At 50.7% G+C, this 13,063-nt stretch carries 9 protein-coding genes; all 9 read right to left on the bottom strand.

The window, feature by feature from the left end; translation table 11 throughout:
- Positions 1–49: 49 nt before the first annotated feature.
- The 9 genes from EXU85_RS06130 to EXU85_RS06090 all read right to left on the bottom strand — a co-directional run bounded on the left by EXU85_RS06130 (position 50) and on the right by EXU85_RS06090 (position 13,059).
- Positions 50–2,062, bottom strand: coding sequence for an alpha-1,4-glucan--maltose-1-phosphate maltosyltransferase (locus EXU85_RS06130; protein WP_142771226.1), 2,013 nt, complete (start codon positions 2,060–2,062; stop codon positions 50–52).
- 102 nt (positions 2,063–2,164) lie between these two features.
- Positions 2,165–3,673 (bottom strand): phosphatase PAP2 family protein, encoded by a 1,509-nt coding sequence (locus EXU85_RS06125; protein ID WP_142771225.1) that lies wholly within the window; start codon positions 3,671–3,673, stop codon positions 2,165–2,167.
- Between the two features lie 100 nt (positions 3,674–3,773).
- Entirely contained in the window at positions 3,774–4,805 is a 1,032-nt protein-coding gene (locus tag EXU85_RS06120) for a hypothetical protein (RefSeq protein ID WP_246859443.1), read from the bottom strand.
- Between the two features lie 2 nt (positions 4,806–4,807).
- Entirely contained in the window at positions 4,808–6,037 is a 1,230-nt protein-coding gene (locus EXU85_RS06115; protein WP_142771224.1) for a DUF3179 domain-containing (seleno)protein, read from the bottom strand.
- Between the two features lie 11 nt (positions 6,038–6,048).
- On the bottom strand, positions 6,049–6,636 hold the full coding sequence (locus EXU85_RS06110; protein ID WP_142771223.1) for a carboxymuconolactone decarboxylase family protein: 588 nt from the start codon (positions 6,634–6,636) through the stop codon (positions 6,049–6,051).
- Between the two features lie 113 nt (positions 6,637–6,749).
- Positions 6,750–8,153, bottom strand: coding sequence for a vanadium-dependent haloperoxidase (locus EXU85_RS06105; RefSeq protein ID WP_142771222.1), 1,404 nt, complete (start codon positions 8,151–8,153; stop codon positions 6,750–6,752).
- A 204-nt stretch (positions 8,154–8,357) separates the two neighbouring features.
- Complete coding sequence (locus EXU85_RS06100; RefSeq protein WP_142771221.1) at positions 8,358–8,939, bottom strand: carboxymuconolactone decarboxylase family protein; 582 nt, start codon at positions 8,937–8,939, stop codon at positions 8,358–8,360.
- Between the two features lie 79 nt (positions 8,940–9,018).
- On the bottom strand, positions 9,019–10,248 hold the full coding sequence (locus tag EXU85_RS06095) for an MFS transporter (protein WP_142771220.1): 1,230 nt from the start codon (positions 10,246–10,248) through the stop codon (positions 9,019–9,021).
- Positions 10,249–10,266: 18 nt separating this feature from the next.
- The gene (locus tag EXU85_RS06090) at positions 10,267–13,059 is read right to left on the bottom strand and encodes a TonB-dependent receptor (protein ID WP_142771219.1); all 2,793 of its coding nucleotides are present in this window, start codon (positions 13,057–13,059) and stop codon (positions 10,267–10,269) included.
- Positions 13,060–13,063: the final 4 nt, after the last annotated feature.

Genomic DNA, 13,063 nt, shown 5'->3' with positions numbered 1-13,063 from the left:
GGCGCGGTCGGGTCCGTCAACACCACAACACTAGGCTTTTCTCAATCTGTTATACTTCAATGCGGAACAGGTGCATAGGCAGCACATAGGGGTCGAGTTCAACGTAGTTCTGTTCGCCCTGCCAGGTATAATAAGCTCCCGTCAACAAGTCATGAACGGTGTAGGCCTGGTCTGGAGCAATCCCTAATTGCCAGATGGGCACCTGCACAATACCCGCCCGTCGACTGTACCCATCCGTATTGACCACAGTCAATAGCCTGTTCGTCCCAGAAATCTTCAGGTAAGCCATAATGGCGTCGTCATTGACAGTGCAGAACGTCAGATTATTGGTCGTTTGCAGAGCCGCATTCTCCCGGCGGATCCGATTGACGAGCGTAATCAGGTAGGTCAGTTTATTGGTCTTCTCCCAGTCCCAATAGCGGATTTCATACTTCTCGGAGTTCAGGTACTCTTCTTTATTCGGGAATGGAACATGCTCCATTAACTCGAACGAGGGGCCATAAATACCATAGTTGCTCGATAGCGTGGCCGCCATAAAATAGCGAATCAGGAATTGTGGTTCGTGTCCGCCCTGTAAGCTATACGGATTAATGTCGTGCGTGGTTGGCCAGAAGTTCGGGCGGAAATAATACCTCATTTCCCCCTTTGTTAACTCAGTCATATACTCTTCCAACTCCTGCTTTGTATGGCGCCAGGTGTAGTAGGTATAGGAATGCGCAAAGCCTCCTTTCGCCAGTTCCTGCATCACTTTAGGCTTGGTGAAGGCTTCGGCCAGAAACAACATATCCGGAAACTCCTTTTTGACTTCAGCAATAACCCACTCCCAAAACGCAAACGGTTTGGTGTGTGGGTTATCGACCCGCACTATGCGAACACCCCAGGATGCCCACACCAGTAAAACGCGCTTCAGCTCTTCCCAGAGATTTTGCCAATCTTCTGTTTCGAAATAAACCGGGTAAATATCCTGGTATTTCTTAGGCGGATTTTCGGCGTATTGAATCGTGCCATCAGGCCGTTTCCTGAACCATTCAGGATGATCTTTCGCCCATGGATGGTCGGGCGAACACTGGATAGCCAGGTCCATTGCCACCTCCATATCGTAGTTGGCTGCAATGGCAATCAGGTGTTTGAAATCATCGACAGTGCCGAGTTCAGGATGAATGGCATCATGACCACCTTCTGCTGAACCGATTCCGTACGGAACACCCGGCTCACCAGGCTGACAAATCACCGAGTTGTTTTTACCCTTCCGGTGGGCAGTACCAATGGGATGAATAGGTGGCAGATATAACACATCGAAACCCATACCCGAAATGCGCGGCAACAAGGCTTCTACATCTTTAAATGTTCCATGCTTTCCCTCTTCACGTGCCGCCGAACGGGGGAACAGGCAATACCAGGTGCTGAAACCGGCGCGGGCGCGGTCTACCTCTACGCCTAACTCGTGGTAACGGGTTACGTGTTGCCGCTCAGGATAGCGGGCAGCATAAAACGTGAACTGATCGCTTTCGGCAACAGATACGGCTTCGTCGTATCGACTTTCATCCCGAAATAGGGCTGCCATTTCCCGGAGCACCTTTACATCGGCGGGTTCTTCAGCCGGTTCTGCCTTCTTTTTACCTTTTGCTTTGGTGCCCGTGGTTATCTTCCCTCCTGCCCGGATGAGCATGCCATCCACATAATTCGCACCCGCCAGTAGTTCACTCGTGATCCGCTGGCCATCGGCTACTTTCAAATGAACTTCGTGCTGCCAGGAGGCTGGGTGATCTATCCAGGCTTCAAAGGTGTAGGTATACCGGCCTTGCTTTTCGGCGATAAAGGATGCCCCCCATCGATCGTTACCAAGAAGTGCCATTCCGGTTTCGGTCCAGGCGGTGTCATCAGCATGTTTATACACTAGAACGACCGCCAGATAATCGTGACCATCCGCGAAGATATCGGCTTCAACCGCCACTACATCACCGGGTATAGCTTTTATAGGAAATTTACCGCCATCAAGTTCAGGCGATACGCGCTCAATAACGACGCGCGATTGACCGGAAATAGTCGAGGGAACGCTCATGCAATCAAGGTTTGATTGATAAATCGTGAATAACAGGGCAATGTTACAAAAAAGCCGGATTATCGAACCCGGCGAATTGTGTCAAAAGGATTAAAGTAAGGTTTATTTTGCCCCGTCGGCCTTTGCCCCGGTAACCGCCAATTGCCCTATAACGGTACCTAGCTTCGTTCCTGCGTCGGCATCGAACCGAAAGTGGGTACCGCTATACAGCCCCGACAGCGCGGCTTCCGTTGCCTGTGCGTTTAAACGCGTAGCCTCATCAGGAAACAAACAGGCCAGCACAGCAACGGCAGCAGTCGAAACGGCAGCCCGGTCAGCTACGTAACCAGGGGCATTTGGGATAGGCGTAGCCGTTTTTATAGTCGGGTCAATTTGCGACGGGCGCGGCACAAAATACGTATACATCGTTCGCCAGCTGGCTATTGTGGCATCCTGCATCGCTCGATTCAACAGCGCATACGTCCGGGCTGTTCGTAGTTCATTCTGCCCCTCCTGCCGAATAAGATCTTCAACCAGAAAATTCCAGAGGCCAGACAGCGAGTACGTACTGGGGCCATTATCCCAATAACTGGCAATTCGCCACTGATCGCGGGTGCGGGAATTAGCCAGATCACGCACTTCACTCAGGGCTTTTTGAAACTCGGCGGATGTTGTAGCAGGAGGAGTGGCGGGCGATGCCCCGACAATAGCCGTGGAGTCGTACCAGGTTTTTACCTTACCCGCCAATGGCAATATAGGCGCTCGCTCTGGCAATTCGATGCTTTTCCATTTCTGGTCATAGGGCGCTTTAGACAGCGCGGTTTGCCAACTGTTTGTTGGGTCAGTAGCAGCAGTAAAACGGTCGTTTTTGGCGCGATCAATCACTTTAGTAACCAATGTAGCCCCCAGGTCTTCACCGGCTTTCAGGTCGCTGGGTACGTTGCCTCCGGCCCATAATCGACTTTGTTTGTGTTCAGTCGCTTTTGCTTTCAGCCAGCTGGCTTCATTCGGAAAAAAGTAGGCCAGCATCTGGCACGATGCTTCGGCAATGGCCGCATCTTCTGATGGGTAGGATGGTACATTGAGTATGGGCACTCGGGCCACAATACCCTGTTGTTCCAGCGATGGCCGGTTGTACTGATACTTAGCCCGCCAGGCCACCACCAGTGCATCATATTGAGCCACACTTAACAGCGCATAGACACGGGCAGCAAACGGCGGCCCGGCATATGGATTACCGGCATCGGCTGATGTTGTCTGCCCGGTTAAGTAATCGTAACCCGGTGCTATGTTATATTTTGCCACCAATTGCCGGGCAATCTGGTTCCAGCGGATAACGCCCCCGGCAGCCCAGTAATTAACGGCCGTATTCTGTTCGGGCGTAGCCGCCAGCACACCGTTTTTCACATCAGAAAACTCGTGTTTATAGGTATCTGATGTACTGGCTACGGGTTGAGGAACCGTTATATCTGTGGCCGATTTCAGGATAATGGTCCGCCAGGTACCGCCATCGGCATCGACTGATGTAGGGACAATAAAAGGCAGTACACCCTCGTCGATAATAGGCTCTTTGCAGCCTACTGTCCACAGCAGTAATGCACTTAAAAGGATCGAAAAACTACGCGCTTTCATGTAGATAAACCTCACCCCAACCCCTCTCCTAGTTTAGAAAAGAGGCTTTTTCATGCCCTGGAGTGCTTAAAAAGCATGAATGGTTCCATTTAACAGGCAACTAGTTATTTGCGGTCCAGTGACCAATGACTACGCCTGCATTGAGTTGTGTGCTTTTGCCGATATTCCGGCCATCGAGTGTCGTGTTATAGCCTGCCGTCAGCCCGAACTGCTTTAACAGCCGCAGGTAGGCCGTTGCTCCAACTCGTGTAAACCCAACGGCATTGGTCGGAAACGGAATGCCCGGACCGATGTTGGTACCATCGCTATGCGGTGTTTGACGCTGGAACCAGGCATCTATATTGAACACTTTTGTGACAATGCCCGCCCGGACAATGAGTTCCGTAACATCGGGCACATTGACTTTTAAGCCACTGTTTGGATTCAGTTGGCTAGGATCGTAGGTATTCACGATGTGATCAAGCTTGACCTGTCCGCGCCGAATGTAGCCGTACTGACCGGTGATGAAAAAGTTAGGCGCTTTAAAATGCAGCAACGTTCGGCCATCCAGATTCTGCGATCCACGGCCAATAGCTACGAGTGCGTCGTTGACGTAATTCTGCATGGGCATAGAATACCCAACGGCGAATTCCCAGGAGAGCTTGGTCTTCCCAAACTTATAGTCGTACGCTTCCCAGCGCAGTGTACCCGACACATCCTGAAAGCCCTCCTGCTTAGGAAAATAACCCGCGCTGGCCTGGGTACGAACATAAGGTGCGGACACGATCAAATCGAGGTCGTAGCCTAAGCCGTAGGTGCCAACGACCGTTAGGGTCTGGGTAGTAACCGTACCCAGATTGGGGTTCTTTGTTTCTGTCGTGTTGATGTAATACGTATCGTAGGTTTCCTGCGCGCCAAAGATGGCCAGACTGGCCTTTCGTTGCCCGCGCATGAAGCCGTCAATTGATCCCTGAGCGCGGGTTTTCTGGGCCAAACCCAGTAAAAAACCAATGCTGACAATGTAGGCTACTAATCGCATAAACTTATGGTAGGTGGTACAAAAGTAGAGGTTCAACGCTAGCATCTGGTATTTATTGACGTTTTCCTCGTGAGTGGTCACCAAAAAAGCCGGACTTGCGGTCCGGCTTTGCATGCTTATGGAGCATCATCCCGCCTGGTATCGGGGTGAAATGTGCGCCACGAATGCCAGAACTCCTGATGCGCTTTGGGGATGGCGGCAAGTCGCTTTCCAAGCAAGGGACCCGCTACGCAATGTCCCCGCCAGGTCCAGACCGACTTGGTTTCCTGGTCGGTGAGTTGGCGATTGGCGTACTGAAAGTTGAGCGTTTGTACACCAACCCGTCGGCTCCATACGCCAAAGGATACACTGTCCGGAGCCATCGTTAACACCAGCGGCTCATTCCCTACAACATCGTTTAAGATACGCTTCGTTTGCAGTTTATTCCAGTCATAGGCCTTCGAAAAGCCCACCTTCTCCACACCAATAACCCACGATTTGGGTTTCCATGAAGCGGAGTCACGGCGGGTGAGCTTTCCCTTCGACAAGCCCCGATCGTATTTTTTCATATTCTCAAACTCCTCAGCAAAGGCTGGATCCGCCTGCAATACACGCGTATTGGGATGTTCCGCAGCCCACTCTCCCAGGGTCATCTGTCGGCCCGTCAGCTCGCTCAGGCTTTTTCCTTTTAAGGGCCCTACAATAGCCTCACCCGTAGCCTGTCGCCACCAGGAACCGGTACGTTTGTCCTCGAACATGGCATTGAAATGGTCCATCCCTACCAGCCGAAATTCATCAGCCTCCCCTTTTATGAACGGACTAAATACGCGCCCTGTTCGGCAAACGGTACAATACGTAACCATAATGGGCTGGCCACCCACCGTATCGCGCACCTGATGGTGATAACCAATCAATTGCAGTGGATAAGCAGTAGCTTGTCCCATAGCCTCAAAACCGACCACGAGTTTGTTTAGCGGAATTTTATTCTCACTCATCGGCACTACCCGCTTTTGAATAGGTTGCTTAAACATCTGGTCGGCCATCATCTCCCTATTGACCTCATACAACACTACGCCATACAATAATACGAGCCCACCTGCGACATACCGATGCCATACTCGACGGGGCTTCATGATGATCAAAAAGGCAGGGTAAGCCAATAGCAGCAACCCAACTATTCGAAGCCAGCTGATGTTCTTGTGCAACCAATACGCCAGTTCAACACGGCCAAGTGCGGCCTGCCCCGTTTCGGCCTCAGTAAGGCCAAGCTGACTGCCGGGGAAGGGCATAATGAAATAAACACTCAGTACCTCAAGAACAATCAGCAGGAGGATCGGAATCAGAAAGAACAACAGGGAGCGCTTCATCGAAGATAGGGTCAGGTTGTTAAGGGAGTAGTGGGCATATAATGATCCTCGTGTGTGTATCCATATTCGGCTACTTTCTGGGCGCGGTATCGGTACAGACCTGGATCTTGTGGAGCCCAGGTCGCCAACCCATCAACATAGCGATTGAACATACAGAACGCGGCAGCAATCAGCACCGTGTCATGAATATCATGATCCGTAGCACCCTCGGCACGGGCAGCCTCAACCTGCTCTGATGTAACAAATTTCCCGCCCTGTTGCACACTCCCTGCTACAGTCAGTAGTGCTTTCATTTTGGGAGAGATAGCAGCCCCCTGGTAATCACACTTCACCGATTCCACTAACGTCCAGTCAGTATCGCCGAGGTGCTGGCTGGCTACGGCTCCGTGGATGGTCTGACAGAAAAAGCAATCGTTCAGCGATGACACATAGGTCGCAATGAGTTCCCGTTCCCCTTCCGACAAACCCGACTCGGGTCGGCTTACGTTCGTCCGTAGTAATACATTGACCAAATCGTTAAGCGGACGGGCGGTTTCAGGGCTGAACGCCATTGGCCCCCGGATGCCGGGCAACCCGGCGGGTAGTTCGATATGTGGCATAGGTTATTATGGTTAGGTATATATAGCTGGTCATTTTGATTCTGTGGATTCTGTTGAAATTTCGAGATGTATCGTCAAAAATCAATAGAATCCATAGAATCTAATGGATCTCGTCATTTCTCCCAGGTTAACTGGTTTACCTTACGTCCGATGGCGTATCCCATGCGTAATCCTTCTTCACAATCCATACGGTAATGAACGCCCAGAACAACCCGGGAATACGCATTCTCCTGGGCCATCTCGTAGAAGCTATTGAAGCTTCGGGGTGTACCATTAAACTCGGTTCGTCCCTCGTGGCAGCGGTCGGTCATAGCGTACGCAGTGCCGTAAATATTGGTTAGGACTTCAGCCGCTACAGCTCCGAAACAGGAATGCCCGGATGGATAAGCTGGAAACGGTGGCGTAACCCCTACCGCAACACTAATTGGATTGTTCAATCGTGTCACCCAGGTAGGATCAATCGTTCTCCGAATATAGGTGATGGGACGCTCGATGTTGTAGATGTATTTAGAGTTCCAGCAAGCTACACCAATATCGCTCAGGCCAATACCTATTTTCGCATACGTATAAACAGCCTTATCCAACGCTACCTTTTCTTTGATAACGACTTGTTGAGCAACAGCCAGCCAACGACCAGCGGGTTCGAATGTTAGTTTGTAGATATCATCACTCCAGAACTCACCAATCCATTGCTGCTCTTTTGACAGCGGAGTTGTGTTGGAATAAACTTCCAGCCCCTGTGCAAACAAGGTCGATTTTACATTGGTGCTATAGTCAAGAGGAGCCTTGGCCACTTTGTCTGTTTCACTGGCAACAAAGGTCCTGACTTTGCCCCAGTAGGGTAATAATGCCCGACCGAAATCAGGAGCGGTTGGCTGCCATTTACCGACGCCCGTTGGGGGTACGTAATCGGCAGGTTGGTTGCGAAGGTAAGCTGCATCACCAGCAGCGTCGGTTTTTGAATAGTCGAACACCGCTGTTGCCATAGCCTGTCCAAATTTTTTAGACCGATCCAGTTCATCGGCACCCCCGACTGTAATCGTCAATTTTTTATACAACTCCTCAATCCTGGCTTTGTCGGCATCAACTACGTGCGGGAAGAAGCCTTTCATCATCAGGTAGTAGGTTTCATTCAGGGCCACATCCCAACGATACGACTTACCCGTTTCTATCTTTGGCACGGTAAGTCCTGAAAATCTAGACGCTACCGACTGGTACTTTGCCGAACCCGGCACTACCGTTTCGTAGGCAGCTAACCCAATATAGGCCAGCGTCCGGGCGGCTACAGGTGGTCTGTACCCTGGCGCATACCGTTCGACATTCAGGAACAAATCCATCCATTGAGTTGCCACTGAGGCATCTGTGGTAGATGCGGTCAGGACCGGCGCAACATCATCTGTTTTAGGCTGACAAGCCGCCAACATCCACACAAAAGCAATAAGTAAGGTGTAACGAATACTGTAGTTACGGCTGATTGTACTGGTTTTCCATGTTAACTTGTGTGTAAAAAAATTCATGGTTGTCCTTATAATTAGTGTAAAAAATAGTGAGTACTTGGTGGCATACCATTTCTTATACACTATGGGTTAAGTTTCGGTGGCAACGTATATGAAGTAACTATTTACCCCATTTAACTCTCTTCAATTATCATCTATTCTATAGTAATTTATTAGCAACAATAGTGCCCCAGCTACAAAGTAGCCAGGGACTATACCAACCTATCATAAAGAAGTAGAAGAACTGGCGGCATTGCCAGCCTTTGGTAATTGATAGCCTACAGTTCCCATCCGTTCCCCCATTGCTTCATAAGCCGCCGGATCGGTGGGCGTCAGCGTAGCGAGTCCATCTACATAGCGATTATACATGCAGAATGAAGCCGCAATTAGTACGGTATCGTGAATGTCCCCATCGGTTGCCCCTTCAGCACGAGCGGCTGTTACCAGATCGTCTGAAACGGTACGCGCGTCGGCTTGTACGTGATCAGCAATGGTGAGCAGGGCTTTCAATTTGGCTGAGATTGGCGCAGAGTCTGGATTAAGTAAGGTCTGATCAACCAGTGCGCGCTGATCGGCATAGAGGTACCGGGACGCAGCCGCGTGACTGTTCATACAAAAATCAGTGCGATTCTGCTTCGAAACGAACGCAGCAATCAGTTCCCGTTCGGCATTGGTGAGCGTACTATCGGGCGAACCGGCACGCAACAAAGTTTGTGCCAGTTCGTAAAGATGCTGGCCGGTATCGGGGCGGTACATGACGAGACTCCGAATACCTGGAATGCCATCAGGAAGTGTGATATGTGGCATAGAAAAATGAGTGAACGAGTGAATGAGCGAAAGGGTGAATGAGTGAAAGAGTGTATAGTAACCGGATGGCCCCACTCATTCACTCGTTCGCTCGTTCGCTCTTTAGATAAACCGCAACAAATGCAATCAGAAAAGCAGTTGAGAATAAGACCAACGCATTGCCAATACCACCCAGGGCGGTTGTCAACGAACCAACAAATAGCACTAATGTGGCCGTAAACAGTCGCCCAATATTAAAGCAGAAGCCAGTGGCTGTAGCCCGAATTGAGGCTGAAAATAAGGTAGGCACATAGCTGGACAATGACCCCTGACTAATCCCAAAAAATAGGGATACGAGCGCCAGTTCGCCATAAATGACGGGCGAAAAAGACTGGTTCGTTAGGAAGAGTAAGCCGCAGGCTAGAATACAACCTGCAAAGGTGAATAACAAGGTTTGACGAGCCCCAAGCTGGGCCACCAGAAAGCCCGATGCAATACCTCCTAAAATGCCCCCCATTCCCAACAACATCATGGTGATACCACGTTCAATCTGGCCAGTCTGGCCTACCGGCAGCAATGATTGCACCCAGGTTGGTATCCATGAGAAAATACCCCAAAGGCCAATCAGCACCGACCCAAAAATGATGGCGCCACTAATGACATTCGCCTTGTTTTCAGCACTGAACAAACTGGGTTGATGAGTTTGCCTTTTCCCCTGCTGCCAACTGCCCGACTCAGGGAGGAACAGACCAATCAGAATAGCGACTAAGACCGGTACCACGCCAATGCCGAACGCAATTTGCCAATCGCTGAAACCACTCGCCAGACCGCCAGTTGCTACTATGCCCACTGGAAATGCCGTTGCCAGTACGCCTAACGCAACGGGTCGCGACCGAACGGGCCATACCTCCGATATGTAAACCGTTGACACCAAAAGAATGCCTCCCACGCCTGCACCCGTCAGTGCCCGAAGCAGGAACAAAACGTACTCGTTGGGAGCAAAGGCAGTTGCCAACATGCCCCCCCCGCATAATCCCGTAGCCAGAACCAGGGCCCGAACTCGGCCGAAGCGATCGGCCAATGGCCCGAATACGAAGCCACCAATCATCCATCCATATAGGAAGGCAGCACTAACCCAGGCACTAACCTGATCCAATTCAGCAGGCGAAGCCTTTCCACCAAGCAATTGAGGAACAGCTACCGGCAAGTACGTCGCCATGAGCGTGCTAGCCGTACCCCCGAACAGATAGGCCACCACACAGAGTGCAAAACTACCCCAGGGCAGTTTGACGCGTTGTTCCTGATCAACAGGGAGTTGGATTGTTTCCATGGCTTGTTTTATCTAGAATTACCGTAACATACCCTGATCAAACGTAAGCGATACATAATACAAACCCCCTACTGCGGGAGAGCCATACGCCTGCACAACGTACTGATTCGTCAGGTTCGATGCACCCACTTTCAGCAGCGTTTTGTAAGCAGGCAGTTTCAATGTCACCCGAGCATCGAGAAGACTATACGCCTGGATGCGGCCTGGTCGCAGGTCATTGAACGACCCAACCCAATCAAAGGCTTCCTGCCAATGCCAGGCTATGTTGAAGCCAACATTTGGCAGAATGTTCCGATGCCCAAACGTTACGTTCGTTTTGAAACGGGGCGTATTGAAAGCCGGAATATTGTTTGGATCGGCGTTTTGCAAATTGAAGGCCGACCAGGTTCCGTTACCTGTTAGGTTATAGCCGCCAAGTGTACTGTAGGTCAATCCAAGTGTGGCTCCTTGTGCCGTAACGCGGTCGGGGGCGTTAGTATATAATTGAAATGCCTGATAAGTCGAATTCAGAATATCCTGTGCAGCAGCGGGGTTGATGCTTCCATCGGCAGCCAGCACGGGATTGTTTGGCCGAATGACTACAGTGTTCAGGATGAAATTGCGGTACGCCCCATAGTAATAATTGGCATCAAGCGACAGGCGGCTCGTGAGTAGTGTACGATAACCAACTTCGAAACTTTGTACCCGCTCAGGAGCAATGTAGGGCACGTTCGATTTCACCAGTTTGTTTTTATTGTTCAGGACGGCCTGCTGCGGTCCAACCTTATTCACATCGGCCAGGAAGCCGTTTACAAAGCCCCCAATGCTGGTGGAATTGAACGAGTTTTCGTAGACGTTCATACCAGCACTATTACTCGGTGCACCACCCAGAATCGTGATTGGACCAACGTTGAGTTTAATAAACTGATCGCTGGGGGTAGGATTCCGGAAGCCGGATTGGAACGAGCACCGAAAATGGTGCCGGTCTGTGGGCGAAAAAACCGCCGAAGCGCGGGGCGTAAAGTAGCCTGCAAAGTTCTGATTCTTATCATACCGACCCGATACGGTTAGTTTCAGCTTATCGGCCAGCAACGATTTGCTAAGTTGGGCAAACGTACCAAACTCACTGTACAGGATTCGTCCGCCTTTATCATCAAATAAGGTTCCGTTTGTAAACAGACTATACTGCCGGAAATTACCACCGACCAGCAACTCGGTTCCCGAAAGACCCGCAGACGCTAACGCCGATGTCAGGTTATACTGTGCATCGGCATGGTACATGTTGGTTTGACTCAGAATGCCAGCGCCCGCTAAGCCCTGAATACCAATCAATCGCGCTTTCTGCTGCTCATATTCGGCAGAGCCAGGCAGCAATCGTCCCTGATCGGCAAATGAGCGGGCAGTAGCCTGGTCGCTGGCCGTTACGCCCTGCACTTTCCCCTGATAAGCAGCCGTATACCGGTCGAACCAGGTTTGATCGGCTACATTAGGCGCTACTACGTTGCCAGCCAAATCGCGAACCCAGGTCCGGTCAATTTGCTGACCAAGCGAACGGGTATTGTACGAATCATGCGAATCTTCCTGATTGGTGTACCCCCGAACAAAGAAATTCGACCCACGCAGTTCAATTCGGTGCTGCAAAAGAGAAAACCCGTTGACTGAGAATCGATTACTGCCCGTGTAGTTGGTTGTTCCTTTAGCGTAGTTATAGGAATAGATCGCTTCCAGATTTGGTGTGATGCGGTAATGAAGGGCACCATTCAGTTTCAGGCTATAGACATTATAATCGGTCAGGTATTTTTCCTGATAACCTGTCCGAGACACTTTACCAATGTCCGTAATGGTCCGGTTAATCTCATCGCCATAGACATTCAGGCCATTATAGGCCGGATTCGACGGCCCCCGTTTTTCGGGCGAGGTGGTTGCATCTACATCCGTGTAATCGGTGGCAAACCAGTCGAGCCCTTTCATATATGAGGCCACCAGTTTGAACGCCAGTTTATTATTGAATGCTTTAGCATACCGAAAGCCATAGTCCTGATACAGAGCCGCTCCCGTGTTCGAATCGTTGATGTGATTAACGCCCAACTTGGCCTGAACACTCAATCCCTGATACCGGAATGGGTCTTTACTAGTCATTAACAAAGCCCCGTTGAAGGCCGCAGGACCGTACAATGCTGAAGCGGCTCCCGCTACTAACTCGGCACTTTCTGCATCTAAATCACTCAGCCCAAACAAGTTGCCCATCGCGAATCCAAAGCCAGCCGGTTGGTTATCGACCCCATCAATCAATTGCAGGAACCGGCTGTTGCCCGTGCTGGCAAAACCCCGTGTATTGATTTGTTTATAGGTCAATCCACTTGTGACCATATCAACCCCTTTCAGGTTATTGAGACCTTCATAAAATGTAGCCGATGGTGTTTCGCGAATGGCTCTGGAATCCATTTTCTCGACCGTTACCGGAGCGCGCAGTAAGCTTTCTTCCACCCGCGAGGCAGCCACAACAACATCCTGCAAGGAGTTGGTAGCCAGCCGGAGCTTTACGTCAATAGCCTGATTTGCATCGGGTAAGACAACCGTCTGCGCTTCGTGCCCAACCATCGAAATCATCAGTGTAACAGGTCCGCGCTGATTCGTCGTTAACGAGAAGCCACCATTGGTGTTGGCAACCGTACCCGTCAGTTGACCTTTTACAAGCACACTCGCTCCGGTGAGCGGCTGCCCTGTTTCAGCATCCCGTATCGTACCCGATATCCGGCGCGATTGCGCCTGAACGGTCAGAGCGGTTAAAAATATCATTGCGAATAGGGCAATGAGTTGTCTTAGTTTCATATCT

The sequence above is a fragment of the Spirosoma sp. KCTC 42546 genome, from assembly GCF_006965485.1.
In the GTDB taxonomy this organism is placed as follows: domain Bacteria; phylum Bacteroidota; class Bacteroidia; order Cytophagales; family Spirosomataceae; genus Spirosoma.
Note: the sequence above shows the minus strand (reverse complement) of the source record. Positions and strands in the feature narration are given on the sequence as shown.